This is a genomic window from Stutzerimonas sp. R40042 (assembly GCF_026642215.1).
Taxonomy (GTDB): Bacteria; Pseudomonadota; Gammaproteobacteria; order Pseudomonadales; family Pseudomonadaceae; genus Stutzerimonas; species Stutzerimonas frequens.
The window spans coordinates 230,727-250,207 of sequence record NZ_CP113258.1; the positions used below are offsets into that span (position 1 = coordinate 230,727).

The window sequence follows — 19,481 nt, forward strand, 5'->3', positions numbered from 1 at the left end:
CATAACCAACCGGTGGCACGCATGCGAAAGCCGGTACACTTCAGTGCATACAGCCCGCGTTCGGGTACTCACTGAGGGAGCAGAAGATGGGCAAGCGCCTGAGCGTACTGATCGCAGGTTGCGGCGACGTCGGCAGTCGTCTCGGTCTGCAACTGAGCCGTGCCGGCTGGACGGTATACGGCCTGCGGCGCAACGCCGCCGAGCTGCCGGTGCCGATCCTGCCGGTCAGCGGGGACCTTTCCGAAGCGAGCTGTCCGCGCTGCTGGCCCAACGGCACGCTGGACTATCTGGTCTATGCCGCGTCGGCCAGCGAGCACGACGAAGCTGGCTATCGCCAGGCCTACGTCGAAGGGCTGCGCAACGTGCTCGACTGGCTGCGGCAGCGCAACCAGCAGCCACGCCGCCTGCTGTTCGTGTCGAGTACCGGCGTCTATGCCCAGCGCGACGGCGAGTGGATCGACGAGGATTCGCCCACCGAGCCGACCGGCTTCACCGGGCGGGTGATGCTCGAGGCCGAGCAGCTGGCGCTGGGGTGCGGTCTGCCGGCCACCTGTGTGCGCATGGGCGGCCTGTACGACCCGAGCCGGCCCTGGTTGCAGAACCAGGTGCGCGCCGGCCTGCGGGTCGAGCGCGACCCGCCGCAGTACAGCAACCGCATTCACCGTGACGATGCCGCTGCCCTGTTGGCTTTCCTGCTGCAGAGCGACGCCAGTGGTGCTGCGCTGCAGCCCTGTTACCTGGGTGTCGACGATGACCCGGCGCCGCTGCACGAGGTGGTCGACTGGCTGCGCGAGCGGCTGGGCGTCACCCACTGGGCCGAGCAGAGCATGACCCGCCGTGCCGGCAGCAAGCGCTGCAGCAACGCTCGGGCCCGAGCCCTAGGCTGGAAGCCGCGGTTCGCCAGCTACCGTGACGGCTACGCCGCGCTCGGGCGCGACCGCCACTAGGGACGGATGCCGTTGCGCTCACCGCCCGCTGCGGCGTGGCGGGCATGCAGCCCGTCGGCCAGCGGGCAACTCTCGTCCGGCGCTGCTTACTAAATCCTGACAGCACGCCGCACCGGCCGCAGAGGAGCGACAGAGGCAGCAAAGGAACATTCACAGGCCATGTGAGAACGGAACCATCGTTTTCACCGTGCCCTGACCAGGCGGCGTTTCCGCACACCCGATCAGGAGAATGTCCCATGAGAGCCCTCCGCTGGCACGGCAAGCACGACATCCGCTGCGACAACCACATCCCCGATCCCTCCATCGAGGACCCGCGCGACGCCATCATCAAGGTCAGTTCCTGCGCCATTTGCGGCTCCGACCTGCACCTGTACGACGGCTTCATGCCCGGCATGCAGCACGGCGACATCATGGGCCACGAGTTCATGGGCGAGGTGATGGAGGTCGGCTCGGCCAACAAGAAGCTCAAGGTCGGCGACCGCGTGGTGGTGCCGTTCACCATCGTCTGCGGCGAATGCGACCAGTGTCGGCGCGGCAATTTCTCGGTCTGCGAGCGTACCAACCGCAACAAGGACATCGCCGACAAGGTGTTCGGCCATACCACGGCCGGGCTCTATGGCTATACCCATCTAACCGGCGGCTATCCCGGCGGCCAGGCCGAGTATGTGCGCGTGCCCTACGCCGATGTCGGCCCGGTGGTGATCCCCAACGGCCTGACCGACGAGCAGGTGCTGTTTCTCGGCGACATCCTGCCCACCGGCTGGCAGGCCGCGGCGCAGTGCGATATCCAGCCCACCGACACGGTGGCGGTATGGGGCGCCGGCCCGGTCGGCCAGTTCGCCATCCGCAGCGCGATCATGATGGGCGCCGAGCAGGTCATCTGCATCGACAACGTACCCGAGCGGCTGTCCATGGCCCGCGCCGGCGGTGCCATCACCATCAACTTCGACGAGGAAAGCGTGCTCGAAAGGCTCAAGGAGCTGACCCGCGGCAAGGGTCCGGAGAAGTGCATCGACTCGGTGGGCATGGAGGCGCACGCGGCGCGTTCGATCGATTCGATGTACGACCGCGCCAAGCAGGCGCTGATGCTCGAGAGCGACCGGCCGCACGTGCTGCGCGAGATGATCTACGTCTGCCGCCCGGCCGGGATCATCTCGATTCCCGGCGTCTATGGCGGGCTGATCGACAAGATTCCGTTCGGTGCCGCGATGAACAAGGGCCTGACCTTCCGCATGGGCCAGACCCACGTCAACCGCTGGACCGACGACCTGCTCAAGCGCATCCAGGAGGGGCAGATCGATCCGAGCTTCGTCATCACCCACAGCGTCGGCCTCGAGCAGGGCCCGGAGATGTACAAGACCTTCCGCGACAAGCATGACGGCTGCATCAAGGTGGTCCTCAAGCCATGAACCGGTCGCCGATCCCTACGGTAGGGATCGGCCGAGCCACTTATCGAGCGAGGAGTCTTTATGAGCATTCCACGTCAAGTCACCCGGCCCAACCATTCGGCGCGCTCGCTGGCGCGGGGACTGGGCTGGTTCAGTATCGGCCTGGGCGTCGTCCAGCTGGTGGCGCCGCGGCAGGTGGCGCGCTGCATCGGCATGTCCGGCAGTGAAACGGTGATTCGTGCCTGCGGGCTGCGCGAGATCGCCACCGGGGTCGGCATCCTGCTGACCGATAATCCCAAGCCCTGGATCTATGGCCGCATCGGCGGTGACGCGCTGGATCTGGCCGGTCTCGGCTGGAGTGTCGAACACGGCAACGAGCCGGCCAACGCGGCCATCGCCGCCGGGGCGGTGGCCGGCATCACCGCACTGGACCTGAGCTGCGCCAAGGGTCTGGATGCCGAACGGGTGCCAGCGGTCGAGTGGGACTACAGCGATCGCAGCGGTTTCCCCACAGGCACGCAGCAGGCTCGCGGCAGCGTCGAGGCGCAGTTTGCCGCGGCGCGCGCCGAGCCCAACGGCTACTCGCCCTCGCTGCACTGAGTCCCTCGCGTCGAACCGGGGCGCCGTACGGTCTCGGTTCGACGCAGTTTTTGTTAAGGTGGCCGGCCGTTCCGGTCGTCCGCCCGCTGGGCTCAGCGACGCTTCCGTTTGCAGATGAGAGCCCATGTCCTCGGTCATCAATGTTGTCCTGCCCGTCTTCGCGCTGATCCTGCTCGGCTACCTGTGCCGTCGGACCGGTCGCATGGGGCCGACCGGCGCTTCGGAACTCAACCGTTTCGTGGTCTGGCTGGGCCTGCCGGCACTGCTGTTCAGCGTGGTCGCCACCTCCACCTGGGAGCAGCTCTGGCAGCCGGGTTTTATCGCCGCCTTCGCCATCGGCTGCCTCGGTGTGTTTGCCTTCACCCTTGCGTATCGCCTGCTGCAGAAGCAGCCGCTGGTCGATGCCAGCCTGGATGCGTTGGGTGCGTCGTATGCCAATACCGGCTATGTCGGGATTCCGCTGTGCATGCTGGTGCTCGGCGACGAGGCACTGCAGCCGGCGATGGTCGCCTCGATCATCGTCGTTTGCGTGCTGTTCGCCATCGCCCTGGCCTGTGTCGAGACCGGGCTGCACGCGGGTCAGGACCTGCTGCGCACGCTGGGCAAGGTGAGCTGGGCGCTGGTGCGCAACCCGCTGGTAATCGCGCCCATGCTCGGCGCGCTGTGGGCAGCCAGTGGTGCAACGCTGCCGGTGCCGCTGGCCACCCTGCTCGACCTGCTGGGCGCAGCGGCGGCGCCCTGTGCGCTGGTCTCGCTGGGCCTGTTCCTCGCCCAGCCACAGCCGGCCGGTCGGGTGCAGGGCGTGTGGCCGCTGGTGGGGTTGAAGCTGGTGGTACAGCCGCTGATCACCTGGTATCTGGCGTTTCAGGTGTTCGAGCTGCCGACCCTGTGGGCCTATTCGGCGCTGCTGCTGAGTGCGCTACCGACCGGTACCGGACCGTACATGCTCGCCGAGTTCTACGGCCGCGAAGGCTCGCGGGTGTCGCGGGTGGTGCTGTACTCGACGCTCGGCTCGCTGCTGACCCTGTCGCTAATCCTGGTGCTGTTGCCGGTCTGAACTGCGCAGGTTCATCTGGCGCGTGGATAAGCCTGCGGCGTTATCCACCCTACGCACCCCTTTCCCTACGGTCAGCTCGCTGGTCGCGTCACTTCCAGCACCACGGCGGCGATGCGGTCGCATTTGATGTAGGCGCCGCCGAGCAGCTCCTCGCCGAACACGTCCGGGTCCACTTCGCGATAGGTCCAGCTGAAGGCGCCGCCTTGCAGGCGCCGGCGCACCTCGGCGAGGAAGGGGTCCTGGTTGTCCAGCATTGCCACGCCGGTATACAGCAGCAGCGTGCCGCCCGGCGCTAGTCGCTGCAGCGCCGCATCGAGGATCGCCAGCGACAACCCGGCGCCCAATGGTCCGCCGCCGTGGCGATAGGCGCGCTGGTCGGCGTCGATTAGGTAAGGCGGGTTGGCCAGGATCAGGTCGAACTCGCCGTCCACCGCGCTCAGCAGGTCGCTGTGCAGGGCGCGCAGGTTGTCGGCACCGGCCAGCGCCGCGTTGATGTGCGTCAGGCGCAGCGCCTCGGGGTTGATGTCCACCGCCAGTACCTCGGCCTGCGGCCGCGCCAGCGCGGTGAGAATCGCCCCGGCGCCGGAGCCGCAGCCGATGTCCACGGCGCGGCGGATCATCCCGGTGTGCTGGTTCAGATGGCAGCGGATGGCGTTGGCGAAACGGTAGGTATCCGGGCCGAAGAACACTGCGTCGCTGGCGCTGGTGGGAAATGCCGAGTGCAGGAACAGCTGGCCGTCGAGGCTCGACAGCCGCACCTTCGAGCGCCAGCGCGAACCGCAGGCTTCCAGTACCTGCGCCTGGTCCATCAGGCTGAACAGCGGGCCCGGCAGCAGTTCGTGCTGGAAGGGCCGGCTCCAGCCGAACACCCCGTGCAGGTCGTCGGCCAGCGCATTCTCCGGCCGCTGGTTGACCCGTTCGTGGGTCAGCGGGGTGGGCGTGATGAAGTGATAGCCGCGATCGCGCAGGGCCTGGCCCAGATGCAGCAATGCGCGGTCCTGCGCAGTGTCCATGGTCATGGTGCTTTCCTTGATCGATCCTTTCAGTTGAACAGGCCGTTGAACAGCCGCGTGGCCAGCAGGCCGGCGGCGCTGTGATGGCGTTGCGGCGCCAGCAGCGGCAGCAGCAGGCGCATGCGGGCAGCGCGGTCGGGCAGGCGGGCGACCTGCTGTTCGAGCAGCTGCAGCTCCTCATCGAAATCGTTGCCACTGACGTGTTCGGCGGGTTGCGGCATGGCCGGCGCCGAGGCGGCGCGGCGCCCGTTGAACAGCGCCTGGCGCTGCAACAACGCACCGCGCGGGCTGCGCTTGCCATCGGCCTGCCAGTCGTCGGCGATCCAGTCATGGATCATCTGCTGCTCGTAGGCGCTGAATACTCCGAACATGGGCGCCTGTTCGCCGACGATCAGTTGCCAGAAGCGACTTTCCTGCGGGTCGTGGCCGCGCTTGATCCAGCCGCGCTTGTCCAGCACGGCGAGGAACTGCTCGACATCTTCGCCGAGCCACTGGTTGACCGTGCGCCCTTCGAAGCGGCAGTAGTCGGAGTGGACGAACTGACCGACCGCGGCCTTCTTCTCGAAGATGCGCTGCACCTCGCGGCCGAGGTCGAAGTTGCCGATCACCGAGACGGTGCTGGCGCCCAGGTCGTTGAGGCGATAGCCATCGCGCACGCGGCGATAGAACTCGGCGCTGTCGCCCACCTGCGGCCAGGCATCCAGCAGACCTTGCACGGCTTTCTTCGCGTGGCCGTTGTCGGCGTTGTCGACGGTGACGTGCAGGGTGAAGTAGTAGGGGTCGATGCCCAGTTCGGTCAGCTCATAGGAGGTGATCAGCAGGTGCAGTGGCAGCTGCTCGTAACCGAGATTGAAGCCGATGATTTCCGGCAGGAACTGCTCGGCGTGCTCGGCCAGCGCCAGCTGGATGGCACCCTGGACGAAGTGTTCGTCGTCCAGCTCCTGCCAGTCGTCGCAACCCTGACTCGCCAGCAGCTTGCGGTAGAGCACCACGTGGTTCTTCTCCGGCAGCCCGTCGCCGAGCTCCTCCAGGTAGGTCTGGATCAGCGCGGTGAAACGCGCATCGTCCCACCGCTGCAGCAGGCCGTAGAGCCAGGCACCGTCCACCAGCTTGGTCGGCGCCACGCCACGCAGAAAGTGCAGCGCATGGGCCTTGCTCGGGAAATAGCGGCGCGGCCCGCCGGCCCGGCGCTGTTCCAGGTAGGCCTGGTACTGACGGCCTACCGCTTCGGTGCGCTGCAGCACCCAGGCGTCCAGACCGGCGGGGTCCGCCGGCAGGTCGCAGGGCAGGGCGGCGGCCGCTTCGAGCTGGGTGCGTAGGTAATCGGCGGCATTCTCCCGCGCCTGGTCGTCGACCTCGCGGACGAGGGCGAAGTACAGCGCCCGTGACGGCTGTTCCGGCTCCGGGTTGATGGCAGGGGTGCTCGGCAGGCTGCGGGACGTCAGTTGCATGATTCTGTTCTATGGCCGTTCCAGTTGAGTTTTGGCTGCCGGGCTGCTGGTTTAGTTCAGCTGCCCCGCCGAGTGGCCATTGGTCCAGAAAGCCGGACTAACGCTGCAACTTCCGAGCGCGCGGCTCTTTCTACACTTACCAGGCACCCCGGATCGGCCGGGGTTTCGACAGCGAACGAGGAGTGCGTATGAGCGAGAACGAACCGGGCCGCGAGAGCATCGAGTCCATCGACCAGAGCGGTGATGCCCACGAACAGAACCCCGAAACCACCTCGACCCAGGGTGAGATTGCTGGCGGCGATGAGAGCGACGTCCCGGGCGGCGCCTACAACGTGCCGCCGGGACTGGCCGAGGAGGTGAGCGACGAGGAAGCGTTGCACGATTCGTCGAATAGCGACCCGGAGCGAGGGCGCGGGTGATACGGGTCACGTTTTGCGGGGTGTCCGGCGCGCGGCCGATGGCGGCGACTTAACTCCGACGGACGTTGGGTCGCCTGCTGGCTCTATCACTGCCATCAGCCGAGCAACGGACATGCGCCAACACAGCCGCTTCAGCTTTCGCCACATCAGCAGCATCCAGGTCAGCAACCGCCTGAACGGTGAACCGATGGGCTATGTCGCCGATCTCTCGCTCGGCGGCCTGCGCCTGGTCGCCAGCCAGCCGCTGGCGGTCGGCGGCTGCTACGAGATGGTGCTGCACGTGCCGGAGCACGGCGAGCGGGTGCGGCAGATCGAGGTGGTGGTGATCTGCCAATGGTCGCGCAAGGACTCGCGGCGCAACAGTTTCGAAATGGGCTTCGCCCTCGACCGGCCGTCGCCCGAGTTCACCGCCATGGTGGCGCAGCAGGCGCCGCGCCGACGCAAGCTTTACTGACGGCGTCAGCCCAGCGTGCCGAGGATGTTCACCCCGACCCGGTCGGGAATCTCGTTCTGCGACAGCACATGCAGCCCCGGGCTGAACACCCGTGCATAGCGCGCCAGTAGCGGGCGCAGCTGCGGCATCACGGTGAGGATCGGCGGATGGCCGTCCTTGCGCAGCTTTTCCTTCACCACCGGCATGCTGTTCTGCAGCTGATTGAGCAGGCTCGGCTCCACCGGGATGTTGTCTAGGCTGACCGGCCCGGCCTGCTGGGCGATGGCCAGGGCGTTGAGCAGGGTGTTCTCCAAAGCGTTCTCCAGCACGAACACGCCCAGCTCGCGGCGGTCGCCAGCGACCATCGAAACGATGCTGCGGCGCAATGCGAAGCGCACATCGGCGGCCAGCAGCACCGCGTCCTTGGTGGTCTCGCTGCATTCGAGCAGGGTGCTGGCGATGGTCTCGATGTCGCGCAGCGGCACCTCCTCCTGCAGCAGCTGACGGTACACGCGCATCTGCTGGGTATAGCTCAGCGCGCCCTTCAGGCTTTCGGCGAGTTTCGGCGCCTGCAGCGTCAGGCGTTGCATCAGGTGCTCGACGTCGTCGTGCTTGAACAGGTCCGGCAGATGCTCGCGGATCACCTTGTTCAGGTGAGTGGCGATGACGCTGGCGCAATCGATCACCTGATAGCCGAGGTTCAGCGCGCGGGACTTGTCGCCCGGCTGAATCCACACCACCTGCATGCGATAGGCCGGGTCAGTGCCGAGGATGCCGTCGATCTCGCCGTACAGCTCCGGCGACGGGATCGCCATCAGGCGGTCGGCGTGCAGCTCGGCGCCATCGATCTTCTCGCCGTTGATGTAGATGTCGTACTGCGAGGCCTTCAGACGCAGGCTGTCGCGGATCTGCACTTCCGGCAGGAGAAATCCCAGGTGCTCGGACAGTGTCTGGCGCACGCCGCGTACCCGCGCGGTCAGGGGCGCGCCGGAGGCTTCGTTGACCAGTCCGACCAGTTTGTAGCCGAGCGATACCGACAGCCGCTCGACCAGCGGAATGTCTTCCCAGGCCAGCGACTGGGCCTTTTCCTTGTCCATCGCCTGGCCGAGCTGCTGGATCTCCTTGAGATCGGCACCCTCGGCCGGTGGCTGCTGCAGCGAGACGCGCCAGGCGATGAAGCCGATCAGCGCGGCGAAGCCGATGAACGCCAGGTGCGGCATGCCTGGCACCAGGCCGAGCACGAAGAGGATGCCGGCCACGGTGTACAGCGAGGCCGGGTTGGCCAGCAGCTGGCGCTGCACCTGGCTAGTAATGTCGCTGGATTCGTTGATGCGGGTGACGATGATCGCTGCCGCGGTGGACAACAGCAGCGCCGGAATCTGCGCCACCAGGCCGTCACCGATGGTGAGCAGGGCGTACTGCTTGAAGGCATCGCCGGCGCCCAGATCATGGACGAACACGCCGATGGCGAAACCGCCGAAGAGGTTGATCAGCAGGATCAGGATGCCGGCGATGGCATCGCCGCGGACGAACTTCGAGGCGCCGTCCATGGCCCCGTAGAAGTCGGCTTCCTTGGCCACTTCCTGGCGCCGCGCCTTGGCTTCTTCCTGGGTGACGAGGCCGGCATTGAGGTCGGCATCGATGGCCATCTGCTTGCCCGGCAGCGCATCCAGGGTGAAGCGCGCGGTCACCTCGGAGATGCGCTCGCCGCCTTTGGTGATGACGATGAAGTTGATGATCATCAGGATCACGAACACCACCAGGCCGACGATGAAGTTGCCGCCGATCACCACCTCGCCGAAGGCCTCGATCACCTTGCCCGCCGCGCCGGTGCCGGTATGGCCTTCGAGCAGCACCACCCGCGTCGAGGCGACGTTGAGGGTCAGGCGCATCAGCGTGGTGATCAGGATCACCGTGGGGAACAGCGAGAAATCCAGGGGGCTCTTCGACGACACGCTGACCAGCAGCACCAGCACCGCCATGGCGATGTTGAAGGTGAACAGGATGTCCAGCAGCTGCGGTGGCAGCGGCAGGATGATCATCGCCAGGATCGACAGGATGATCAGCGGAATGCCGATTCGACCGCTGCGGAAGGTGGGCGTGAGTTTCTGCATCAGGTTCATGAGCGTGCTCGGTTGAACAGTTCTTCGGGGATGTGGATATTGCTGGCCAGCGCCGGCTTGCCTTGCCGGCGGCCCTGTTTCCAGGCCTTGAGCTGGAGGATGTAGGTCAGCACATGGGCCACCGCGGTGTAGAGCGGTGCCGGAATCTGCTGGTTGACCTGGGTGCTGTAGTAGATGGCGCGGGCCAATGGCGGCAGCTCGACCACTTCACGCGCGTTGGCCTGGGCCATCTTGCGGATGTACAGCGCCATCTCGTCGACGCCGCGGGCGATGACGAAGGGCGTCTCGGCCTTTTTCGGGTCGTACTTGAGCGCCACGGCATAGTGGGTCGGGTTGACGATCACCACGTCGGCATCCTTGATCACCTTGGCGATCTGCCGCTGCGCCAGCGCACGCTGCAGCTGCTTGATGCGCGCCTTCACCTCGGGGCGGCCTTCCTGGTTCTTGTGCTCTTCCTTGCGCTCCTGCTTGGTCATGCGCATTTTCTTGAGGAAGAAGAAGCGCTGCAGCGGGATGTCGATGAAGGAGTACAGCACGAACACCAGCAGCAGCGAGAGCGCCAGGTCGAAGGTCAGCGAGAAGGCGCCGCCGATGGCGCTGAAGATGTCGGTGCGCTGCAGCGCGATCAGGCGTGGTGCGGCGTAATACAGCTGCCAGGCGGCGATGCCGAGCAGCGCGGAGATCTTCAGCAGCGACTTGGCCAGTTCGCTCCAGTTCTGCGCACCGACCATCCGCCCCAGCCCGGTGATGGGGTTGAGCTTGCTGAACTTGGGCGCGAAGTTCTTCGAGGCGAACACCCATCCGCCCGGCACCAGGGCAAAGGCGATCACCAGGATCGGCGTCAGCAGCAGCGGCAGAAGCACGCTGATGAACACCAGCAGGTTGTGGGTGAGGATCAGCTGCAGGTCATCGACGCCGATCTCGCTCTGCCGGAAGTCGATGTAGGAGTAGCTGAAGCTCTGCTGCATGCCGTCGAGAAAGAACCCGGCGCTGAGCTTGAGCACCAGCAGCGTGGCGAGCAGCGAAACGGTGGTGGCGACGTCCTTGGAGCGGGTGACCTGGCCATCCTGGCGACTCTTCTTGAGTTTCTGCTCGGAGGCCTCTTCGGTCTTTTCCTGGCTGCTGTTCTGCTCAGACATGGCCGCCGCTCCGGAGCAGGACGCCGATCTTGTCCAAGAGGTCGCGGGTCAGGTGCAGGTAGGCCTCGGCCAGGTTCGGCAGGGTCAGGTAGATCAGCGACAGCCCGGCGAGGATCGCCATGGGAAAGCCCAGCGAGAAGAGGTTCATCGCCGGCGAGATGCGGTTGAGCAGACCGAAGCAGAACTGCACCAGGGTCATGCAGAAGACGATCGGCAGAGCGATCAGCAGAGCTGCCGAAAGCACCCAGGCCATCGACCAGGCGATGGTCTGCAGACCGTCGTAGAACAGCCCGCTGCCGATCGGCCAGTAGACGAAGCTCTGGTAGATGATGCTCACCGTGACCAGATGCCCGTCGATGGCGAAGAACAGCAGCGCCAGCAGGATGAAGTACAGCTGGTAGATGATCGACGCCGAGGACACGCCGTTCATGGGGTCGTTGAACACCGCCATGGACAGGCCGAGCTGGGTCGAGACGATATCGCCGATCAGGGTGAACACGGTGAACACCAGCAGCAGCGCCAGACCCAGCAGCAGGCCCATGGCGATCTGCTCGATGGCCGCGAGAATGCCGGCGAGCGACAGCGGATCGAGTACCGGCGGTGTCGGCAGAGCCGCGCCCAGCACCAGAGTCAGCGCCAGCGCCAGGAGGATGCGCACACGCACGCTGATCGCCTTGTGACTGAACATCGGCGCCAGGCTGAACACGGCCATGATCCGGCAGAACGGCCACCAGTAGGCGAGCAGCGATTGCAGGTATTGGCCGGCGTGCATGAGGGGATCGTTGGGCATGATTCAGCCGACCAGGCGACCCGCCTGCTGGAAGGTTTCGATGAACAGATCGCTCAGCGTGCGCAGGATCCAGTGCCCGGCGAACACCAGCATGCCGAGCGTGATCAGTAGACGCGGGAGAAAGCTCAGCATCTGTTCGTTGATCTGGGTGGCGGCCTGGAAAATGCTGATCAAGAGGCCGCCGAGCAGGCTCGGGACGATCAGCACGCAGACCACCAGGACGATCACGTGGATGGCGTTGGAGACGATATGGACGGCGGTGTCGGGGGTTAGCATTGGGGCACCATCACGCGGGGCGTTTTGTAAGAGCCATATTGGCTCGGCCGCAGATATGGGGGCGTGGCGCTTTCCTCGGCGCCACCTACAGGTTGCGCCTTGCACGGCGCGTCACTTTTTCTTGTGTGGCCAAGAAAAAGTAACCAAAAAGAAGGCCACCCCTGCATCCGGGTTTTGCTTCGCAAAACTCCCCTCGCTCCGGCATTGCTCCGGGGGTCGTCGCGAAGGGACATCCATGTCCCTTCACGGCTCTCTCGGCATCCATGCCTCGAGCCCCCCTGCGCAACGCCTGTGCTCGGCCTCCTGAAGGGGAATCCGGACCGAGTTGCCTGGAGTTTTTCAAGCAGCGATAGATCCAAAGCGTTTCGCTGGTTACTACGCGCAGGACTTGGCAGGCGACAGCGAACGCCTCTTTCGGAGCGTAGGGTGGGTAACGCGAAGCTTACCCACCGATTTTTGCGCGCAACGTTCGAGACCAATCGCTGCGTCGATTGCGGTGGAAAATGCTTCGCAGTTTTCCACCCTACGAATTCTCCACGGCCATTGGTCAATCGACCTTGGCTCGACGCCGTTTCCCGCTTTTCCATTGCAGGGCCTGCCAGACGACGCCGAACGCCCCTTTCAGGAGGCTGAATGGAATCCGCGCGGAGGGGAGCGAGCGGCATGGATGCCGCGAGAGGACTGGGCGTCCCCGCGATAAAGGGCCATGGATGGCCCTTGTACGCCGGCCCCCGGAGCGGGGATGGAATGAGGGAAGTCTCGCGAAGCGAGACCCGGATGGAGGGGCAAGACTTTTTGGTTCCTTTTGGGGGGCCGGCCATCCGGGCGACTGCCAAAAGGAACTCGCCCAGCAGGGCGAAACCAATGCGTCGGCCAACTGCGCCAATGGGCTGTACTTGGAGAGCGGCAAGCCCAAACACTTCGCGGCAAAGGTGCCCTGCCTCCCCATTCTCCAAACCCCACCGCACGGCCAACGCCTTCATCCCCATCACCTAAAACGGCTGAATACTGGTGGTCAACGTCCCCATCAACAGCGCCCAGCCGTCAACCAGCACAAACACCATCAGCTTGAACGGCAACGAAATCATCATCGGCGAGAGCATCATCATGCCCATCGCCATCAGCACGCTGGCCACCACCAGGTCGATCACCAGGAACGGCACGAAGATCATGAAGCCCAGCTGGAATGCGGTCTTCAGCTCGCTCAGCACGAACGCCGGCAGCAGCAGCGAGAAATCCAGCTCGTCGAGGTCCTCCGGCAGCTGTTCGCCGGCCAGCGCCACCATGGTTTCCAGGGAGTTTTTGTTGGTCTGCGCCAGCATGAAACCGGCCAGGCTGCCCTTGGCCGAATCCAGCGCCTGTTCCAGGGTGATCTCGTCGTTCTGGAACGGCTCGTAGGCCTGGCTGTGGATTTCCTGCCAGACCGGGCGCATCACCAGCAGGGTGACGATCAGCGCGATGCCGATCAGCACCTGGTTCGGCGGGCTCTGCTGCAGGCCGATGGCCTGGCGCAGGATGGCCAGCACGATGATGAAGCGGGTAAAGCAGGTCATCATCATCAGCATCGCCGGCAGGAAGCCGAGCAGGGTCATGAGGATGAGGATCTGCAGCTTTACCGAGAACTCCTGGCCATTCTCGGTATCGTTCAGGTTGAACAGGGTGATCTCGCCGCCGGCGGCCTGGGCTGCCAGGGGCATCAGCCCGATCAGCAGCAGGCCGAGCAGGCTCAGGCCGCGACGCAGGTTCATGGCGTGAAGGCGTCCAGGCTGGTGCCGGACAGTTCGACGATGCGCAGGCCGTAGTTGCCGTTCATCACCACCACCTCGGCCTTGGCGAACAGGGTGCCGTTGACCTTTACGTCCAGCGGCTCGCCGGCCAGCTTGTCGAGCACGATCACGCTGCTGGTGTCGCACTCCATCAGCTCCTTGAGGGAAATTTCCGCAGAAGCGACTTCCAGGGTGACGTTCACCGGAATCTTGCCGAAGAAGCTCAGGTCCTGGCGCGGCGCCGGCGCGGCCGCCGGGGCCGGTGCAGCGGGCTCGTCGACCGCATCCAGGCTGAGGTCGCCTTCGTTGATGAGACTTTCGAATTCGTTGTCGGAAAGATGGCCGTTCATTGGGGGTTCACGCTTTCAAGTGAAGTGAGAAACAGGGCGCCATCCTCTTCGAAGATGGTGCCGCGATAGAGCTTCTGCTGGTTGATGCGCACTTCGTAACGGTCCAGCGGGCGCAGCATGAGGATGTCGTCGAGCTGCAGCGCGAGCACCTGGGCCAGTGGCATCTGTGCCGCGGCCACCACGCAATCGAGGCGTACCGGCAGGTGCTTGATGTGATCGAGGGGGTTGCCGGGCTGGCGCGGCGCAGGCGGGCCGGCCAGGCGGCTGGTCAGTTCATCGACCAGCTCGGTGTCCAGATAGATGTAGATCGAGGAGCGGCTGCCGGTGATATGGCTGACGTACTCGTACTCGGCCACATACTCCCAGCTGGTCTCTTCATAATCGTTGCGGTAACTGTCGAGTTTGCCGAACGTCTCGCCGGACAATATCGAGCGGGCGAATATATCGGTGATATCCATGCCCAGCCGATTGCGCATGCGCTGTTCCGACGTGCTGATCGGCGGCGTGTCCTGGCTGGCAATGACGGTGCCGCCGTAATAGCACTCAAGTGCCTCGGTCAATAATGCACGGTCGATGGAAAAACCCACTTTGCCCATGGCCGAGCGATAGATGCAGTCCGGCTCTTCGCTGCGCTCTTCCTGAACATCGATGCGGTTCAGTTCGAGATTGATGCGGTAATTGCGCAGGAAATAATCGCCGATCAGCCGCGGATTCTTGTTGGTACTTTCCTTGATGTACTGCGGAATCTTGTGGTGATGCCGTCCCAGCTTCTGCGGTTTCAATACAGTCAGGCTTTGGGCGGGCACGCCATGGTGGACTTTTGCATTGCCAGTCATGTTGTGAACTGTATGTCCTGAGGTCGGTGAACACGGCGGTGATGCCGCTGGCCATTGGTGCAGACAAGTGGGCTGGCTGGCGCGGGTGTTTTTCCGGGCACGGCTCTAGCGTGCCGCCATCCTAGGCATGGGCGCGTGAGAGGGTTAAATCAAGAGATATCAAATGACCTCTTTTGAGCTCATCTGGCATCGGTTGATTTCAATTAAGCGGATCTGATTCTGTGAATGGCGCAAAGCCCTGATAGCGTGCGCGCACTCGTTCGGAGTACCGACGAAAAGTGCGCTGAGTCGATTGCGAGTCAGAAGCCAAAAGCGGCAGGTAGTTCCGAAAAATTAAACAGATTTTTTCTTTCGCATTCCGCTGGGCCGCTTCGTGTCATTGCAGTGGTGCCGGGAAGGCAAGGTGGGTCACATTGAAAAGTATCGGTCAGGCAATGAACTACTCATGCGACGAGCTATTCGATGAATTGCCGCTGAAAAAGGTCGCCGTCATTGGCGGTACGCAAGCGGCGGCTGGTAATTTTCTTCAGGCGGGATTGCGCCGACAGGGCTGCGAAGTTGCCCGTTACGAAGATTTGACGGAACTTGGCAAGCGCGAGCTCGAGCAACTTTCTCTGGCATTTATCGTGGTCGGAAGTTTGCCGGCCCGTTCGCTTTACGCGCAGGTGCAAACACTGCTGCAGCGCGCCCGTAATATCTGCCTGATTCCGGTAGTCGAGTACGCCGACCAGGAAAAGGCGGCTACTTTGCTGGAACTGGGTTGCGTCGATTACTTGCTGTCGCCGTTCAGCGAGACCCAGCTGGGCGCGTTGCTGCGCCGCCAGGTCTGTGCCGAGGCCGCTCAGGAAAGCTTCGTTTCCTGCTCCCAGGCCGGTCGCCGCCTGCTGGCCATGGCCCAGCGCGTGTCGCCGACCCGTGCGCCGATCCTCATCACCGGCGAGACCGGCACCGGCAAGGAGCTGATGGCGCGCTACATCCATCGCTTTTCCGCCAGCCCGGACGCGCCCTTCGTCGCGGTGAACTGCGCGGCGATCCCCGAGCAGATGCTCGAATCCATTCTCTTCGGCCACGAGAAGGGCGCCTTCACCGGTGCGGTGAGCGCCCAGCCCGGCAAGTTCGAGTTGGCCAATGGCGGCACCCTGCTGCTCGACGAGATCGGCGAACTGCCGCTGGGACTGCAGGCCAAGCTGTTGCGCGTGCTGCAGGAACAGCGGGTGGAGCGCCTCGGCGGACGCCGCGAGATCGAGCTGAACGTGCGCATCATCGCCGCGACCAACCGCGACCTGCAGCAGGAGGTGGCCGAGGGCCGCTTCCGCGCCGACCTGATGTTCCGCCTCGACGTGCTGCCGCTGCATATCAGCCCGCTGCGCGAGCGCAAGGAAGACGTGTTGCCGCTGGCGCGCCGCTTCATCAGCAAGTACGCGCCGCAGGAAGCCCACGACGAGCTGCTCACCGAGGACGCCTGCCGCGCGCTGCTGCAGCACGACTGGCCGGGCAACGCCCGCGAACTGGAAAACACCGTGCAGCGCGCGCTGGTGCTGCGCAACGGACTGTTCATCCAGCCGCAGGATCTCGGCCTGGCGGTGCCGGCAGGCATGCCGGCACGCAGCGAGCGGCCGCTGGCGCTCGCCGCGGAGAACGGCAAGGCGGCGCTGCGCGCCAGCGGCAAGTGGGCCGAATACCAGCACGTGATCGACACCATCCGCCGCTTCGACGGCCACAAAGCCAAGGCCGCCGCCAGCCTGGGCATGACCTCGCGCGCGCTGCGCTACCGCCTCAATGCCATGCGCGAGCAGGGCATCGAGCTGAATTTCTGAATCATCGGGGAGCACGACCATGAGTTCCATCAACCAGGTACAGCAGGATCTGCTGAGCCGCATGCAACAGCTGGCCGAGGTCGCCGGGAGCCCGGCAATCAAGCCGGCGAGCCAGCCGGCGGCCGACGCTGGCGGTCTGTTCATGGCGGCGATGCGCTCGGTCGATGCCCAGCAGCACCAGGCCAGTGCGGCAGTCGCCGCGGTGGACAGTGGCAAGAGCGACGATCTGGTCGGCGCGATGATCGACAGCCAGAAGGCCAGCGTGTCGTTCTCGGCGCTGCTGCAGGTGCGCAACAAACTGACCACGGCGTTCGACGACGTCATGCGAATGCCGCTTTGATCGGCCCAGAGAGCTAAGACGTGCTGCAGAAACTCAAATCCCGGTGGCCCGAAGGCGGGCTGCAACTCGATCCGCGTGTGACGCTGGCCGGCATGGCGGTGATCGCCGCCGCGCTGGCGGTGGCCGTGGCCTTCTACCTGTGGCGCGACAACGGCTCGTTCCGCCCGCTGCACGGCGCCGGCGAGTCGTTTCCCGCTGCCGAGGTGATGCAGGTGCTCGACGGCGAGGCGCTGCAGTACCGTATCCATCCGCAGAGCGGCCAGATCCTGGTGCGCGAGGATCAGCTGGCGCGGGCGCGCCTGTTGCTCAACGCCAAGGGCGTGAAGGTCGCGCAGCCGGCTGGCTACGAACTGTTCGACAAGGAAGAGCCGCTCGGCACCAGCCAGTTCGTCCAGGACGTGCGCCTCAAGCGCAGCCTGGAAGGCGAACTGGCGCGCACGGTGATGGCGCTCAAGGGCGTGCAGCAGGCGCGGGTGCATCTGGCGCAGGAGGAGAACAGCTCCTTCGTGGTCAGTAAACGCGCACCGAGCAAGGCGTCGGTGATGCTGCAGCTGGAGCCGGGCTATACGCTCAGCCATGATCAGGTCGGCGCCATCATCAATCTGGTCGCCAACAGTGTGCCCAATCTCAAGCCCGAAGATGTCGGCGTGGTGGACCAGTATGGCGCGCTGCTTTCGCGCGGGCTCAACGTCGGCGGCGGGCCGGCGCAGAACTGGCAGGCGGTGGAGGATTACCAGCAGAAGGCGGTGGCCAATATCGAGCAGGTGCTGGCTCCGGTGCTGGGTCTGGGCAATTACCGCATCAGCGTTGCCGCCGATATCGACTTCAGCCAGAAGGAAGAGACCTTCCAGTCCTACGGCGACACGCCGCGCCTGCGCAACGAGGTGCTGCGCAACGAGAGCGCGCTGGATCAGCTGGCGCTGGGCATTCCCGGTTCGCTGGCCAACCGCCCGGTGGCGCCGCCGAAGGCGGGCGAGGAACCTGCGCCGGCCAAGGCGGAAACCAAGGGCGCCACCTCGCTGCGCGAGGAGTCGACCCGCCAGCTGGATTACGACCAGAGCGTGGTGCACGTCAAGCATGCCGGCTTCGCCCTGCGCCAGCAGAGCGTGGCGGTGGTGCTCAATGCCGCGGCCGCGCCGGAGGGTGGCTGGACCGACGAGGCCCGCGCCGAGCTGGAAGCGATGGTACGCAGCGCGGTCGGCTTCCAGCAGGCGCGCGGTGACTTGCTCAGTCTCAGCGTGTTGCCGTTCGCTGCCGTGGAGCAGATCGATGACGTCCTGCCCTGGTGGGAGAACAGCCACGTCCATGCGCTAGCCAAGATCGGCGTGGCCGGGCTGATCGCCCTGCTGTTGCTGCTGATCGTGGTGCGCCCGGCGGTACGCAACCTGACCCAGCGCAGCGTCGCTGCGCTGCCGCAGGGCGACGGGCTGGAAGGCAGCCTGGTCGAGCCGAGTGCACCGGCCGCGCTGGAGGGCGACAACCGGCCGGCACTGGCCAGCCCGCGCGAACCTGGCGGGCCACACGTCTTCGGTGAGCTCAACCCGCTTTCGGAAATCCGCCTGCCGGCGCCGGGCTCGGGCCTGGAGCTGCAGATCGAGCACCTGCAGATGCTCGCCAAGAACGACCCCGAGCGGGTCTCGGAAGTTATCAAGCATTGGATAGGGCGCAATGAAAGAGACCTCAACCCAGCCGGCTGAAGACGGCCAGGCGTCGTCCCGCGAGATCAAGGCGCGGCCGGTGCAGCTGCGCTCGGTCAGTTCGCTGGATCAGGCGGCGATCCTCATGCTGAGCATGGGTGACGAGATTTCCGCCGGCATCCTGCGCAACTTCTCCCGCGAGGAAATCATCAGCATCAGCCAGGCCATGGCGCGGCTGTCCAACGTCAAGCAGCCGATGGTCTCCGACGTGATCAGTCGCTTCTTCGACGACTACAAGGAGCAGAGCAGTATCAAGGGCGCCTCGCGTTCCTACCTGGCCGGCATGCTCGGCAAGGCGCTGGGCGGCGACATCACCCGTTCGCTGCTCGATTCCATCTACGGCGAGGAGATCCGCGCCAAGATGGCCAAGATGGAGTGGCTCGATCCCAAGCAGTTCGCCGCGCTGATCGCCAAGGAGCATGCGCAGATGCAGGCGGTGTTCCTTGCCTTCCTGCCGCCGGGCATGGCCACCGAGGTGCTCGAGTGCATGCCGGCCGAGCGCCAGGACGAGCTGCTCTACCGCATCGCCAACCTCTCGGAGGTCAACAGCGACGTGATCGCCGAGCTGGAGCAGCTGATCGACCGCAGCCTCAAGGTGCTCAGCACCCAGGGTTCGCAGGTGCGTGGCGTGAAGCAGGCGGCGGACATCATGAACCGCTTCAAGGGCAACCGCGACCAGATGTTCGAGCTGCTGCGCGCGCACAACGAGGAGCTGGTCGGTAAGATCGAGGACGAGATGTATGACTTCTTCATCCTCTCGCGGCAGAACCAGGACGTGCTGCAGACCCTGCTGGAAGTCATCCCGCTGGACGAGTGGGTGGTCGCGCTCAAGGGCGCCGAGCCGGAGCTGGTCAAGGCCATCCAGGGCGCCATGCCCAAGCGCCAGGCGCAGCAGATGGAGTCGATCAACCGGCGTCAGGGCCCGGTGCCGCTGAGCCGTGTCGAGCAGGTGCGCAAGGACATCATGGCCGTGGTGCGCGAGATGTCCGCCGATGGCGAACTGCAGGTTCAGCTGTTCCGCGAACAGACGGTGGAATGA

General features: G+C 64.9%; 19 protein-coding genes. 10 read left to right on the top strand and 9 right to left on the bottom strand.

What is annotated here, in order from left to right; genetic code table 11:
• The first annotated feature begins 86 nt into the window (after positions 1 to 86).
• The 4 genes from OUY36_RS01000 (at position 87) to OUY36_RS01015 (ending at position 3,992) form a co-directional block, all read left to right on the top strand.
• On the top strand, positions 87 to 947 hold the full coding sequence (locus OUY36_RS01000) for an NAD-dependent epimerase/dehydratase family protein (protein WP_267936324.1): 861 nt from the start codon (positions 87 to 89) through the stop codon (positions 945 to 947).
• Positions 948 to 1,183: 236 nt separating this feature from the next.
• The gene (locus OUY36_RS01005; RefSeq protein WP_267936328.1) at positions 1,184 to 2,356 is read left to right on the top strand and encodes a zinc-dependent alcohol dehydrogenase; all 1,173 of its coding nucleotides are present in this window, start codon (positions 1,184 to 1,186) and stop codon (positions 2,354 to 2,356) included.
• 60 nt (positions 2,357 to 2,416) lie between these two features.
• Complete coding sequence (locus OUY36_RS01010) at positions 2,417 to 2,935, top strand: transcriptional regulator (RefSeq protein ID WP_267936331.1); 519 nt, start codon at positions 2,417 to 2,419, stop codon at positions 2,933 to 2,935.
• Positions 2,936 to 3,059: 124 nt separating this feature from the next.
• The gene (locus OUY36_RS01015) at positions 3,060 to 3,992 is read left to right on the top strand and encodes an AEC family transporter (RefSeq protein ID WP_267936333.1); all 933 of its coding nucleotides are present in this window, start codon (positions 3,060 to 3,062) and stop codon (positions 3,990 to 3,992) included.
• Positions 3,993 to 4,063: 71 nt separating this feature from the next.
• On the opposite strand, the gene OUY36_RS01020 is transcribed toward OUY36_RS01015, so the two are convergent.
• A complete protein-coding gene (locus OUY36_RS01020) occupies positions 4,064 to 5,011 on the bottom strand; it encodes a class I SAM-dependent methyltransferase (RefSeq protein ID WP_267936336.1) in 948 nt (315 codons plus the stop codon).
• 23 nt (positions 5,012 to 5,034) lie between these two features.
• Positions 5,035 to 6,456 (bottom strand): iron-containing redox enzyme family protein, encoded by a 1,422-nt coding sequence (locus OUY36_RS01025; RefSeq protein WP_267936340.1) that lies wholly within the window; start codon positions 6,454 to 6,456, stop codon positions 5,035 to 5,037.
• A gap of 188 nt (positions 6,457 to 6,644) precedes the next feature.
• On the opposite strand from OUY36_RS01025, the gene OUY36_RS01030 reads away from it, so the two are divergent.
• Positions 6,645 to 6,875, top strand: a complete 231-nt coding sequence (locus tag OUY36_RS01030) for a hypothetical protein (protein ID WP_110778515.1) — start codon at positions 6,645 to 6,647, stop codon at positions 6,873 to 6,875.
• Between the two features lie 112 nt (positions 6,876 to 6,987).
• The gene (locus OUY36_RS01035) at positions 6,988 to 7,329 is read left to right on the top strand and encodes a PilZ domain-containing protein (protein WP_267936342.1); all 342 of its coding nucleotides are present in this window, start codon (positions 6,988 to 6,990) and stop codon (positions 7,327 to 7,329) included.
• A 5-nt stretch (positions 7,330 to 7,334) separates the two neighbouring features.
• On the opposite strand, the gene flhA is transcribed toward OUY36_RS01035, so the two are convergent.
• The 7 genes from flhA to OUY36_RS01070 form a co-directional block, all read right to left on the bottom strand.
• Entirely contained in the window at positions 7,335 to 9,431 is a 2,097-nt protein-coding gene (gene flhA, locus OUY36_RS01040) for a flagellar biosynthesis protein FlhA (RefSeq protein WP_267936344.1), read from the bottom strand.
• Positions 9,428 to 10,570: a flagellar type III secretion system protein FlhB gene (gene flhB / locus OUY36_RS01045; protein WP_267936348.1), complete on the bottom strand. Its 1,143-nt coding sequence runs from the start codon at positions 10,568 to 10,570 to the stop codon at positions 9,428 to 9,430. Before flhB ends, flhA begins: the two co-directional genes overlap by 4 nt.
• Positions 10,563 to 11,342 (bottom strand): flagellar biosynthetic protein FliR, encoded by a 780-nt coding sequence (fliR, locus tag OUY36_RS01050; protein ID WP_267938241.1) that lies wholly within the window; start codon positions 11,340 to 11,342, stop codon positions 10,563 to 10,565. Before fliR ends, flhB begins: the two co-directional genes overlap by 8 nt.
• A gap of 21 nt (positions 11,343 to 11,363) precedes the next feature.
• Positions 11,364 to 11,636, bottom strand: coding sequence for a flagellar biosynthetic protein FliQ (locus OUY36_RS01055; RefSeq protein ID WP_014595416.1), 273 nt, complete (start codon positions 11,634 to 11,636; stop codon positions 11,364 to 11,366).
• A gap of 992 nt (positions 11,637 to 12,628) precedes the next feature.
• The gene (gene fliP / locus OUY36_RS01060; RefSeq protein ID WP_084902914.1) at positions 12,629 to 13,384 is read right to left on the bottom strand and encodes a flagellar type III secretion system pore protein FliP; all 756 of its coding nucleotides are present in this window, start codon (positions 13,382 to 13,384) and stop codon (positions 12,629 to 12,631) included.
• Complete coding sequence (gene fliN / locus OUY36_RS01065; protein WP_084902919.1) at positions 13,381 to 13,752, bottom strand: flagellar motor switch protein FliN; 372 nt, start codon at positions 13,750 to 13,752, stop codon at positions 13,381 to 13,383. Before fliN ends, fliP begins: the two co-directional genes overlap by 4 nt.
• Positions 13,749 to 14,588, bottom strand: a complete 840-nt coding sequence (locus OUY36_RS01070; RefSeq protein ID WP_267931755.1) for a FliM/FliN family flagellar motor C-terminal domain-containing protein — start codon at positions 14,586 to 14,588, stop codon at positions 13,749 to 13,751. The genes fliN and OUY36_RS01070 overlap by 4 nt, the downstream gene beginning before the upstream one ends.
• Positions 14,589 to 15,022: 434 nt before the next feature.
• Here OUY36_RS01070 and OUY36_RS01075 point away from each other — a divergent pair, with 434 nt between their 5' ends.
• From OUY36_RS01075 to OUY36_RS01090, 4 genes are read left to right on the top strand one after another with little or no spacing between them, the layout of a single operon-like run.
• Positions 15,023 to 16,405, top strand: a complete 1,383-nt coding sequence (locus OUY36_RS01075) for a sigma-54 interaction domain-containing protein (RefSeq protein WP_267938244.1) — start codon at positions 15,023 to 15,025, stop codon at positions 16,403 to 16,405.
• A 19-nt stretch (positions 16,406 to 16,424) separates the two neighbouring features.
• Positions 16,425 to 16,745 carry a flagellar hook-basal body complex protein FliE gene (fliE, locus tag OUY36_RS01080; protein ID WP_102839254.1) on the top strand — a complete coding sequence of 107 codons (321 nt, stop codon included), beginning with the start codon at positions 16,425 to 16,427 and terminating at the stop codon, positions 16,743 to 16,745.
• A 20-nt stretch (positions 16,746 to 16,765) separates the two neighbouring features.
• Complete coding sequence (gene fliF, locus OUY36_RS01085; protein WP_267936356.1) at positions 16,766 to 18,442, top strand: flagellar basal-body MS-ring/collar protein FliF; 1,677 nt, start codon at positions 16,766 to 16,768, stop codon at positions 18,440 to 18,442.
• Entirely contained in the window at positions 18,414 to 19,481 is a 1,068-nt protein-coding gene (locus OUY36_RS01090; protein ID WP_110778507.1) for a FliG C-terminal domain-containing protein, read from the top strand. The genes fliF and OUY36_RS01090 overlap by 29 nt, the downstream gene beginning before the upstream one ends.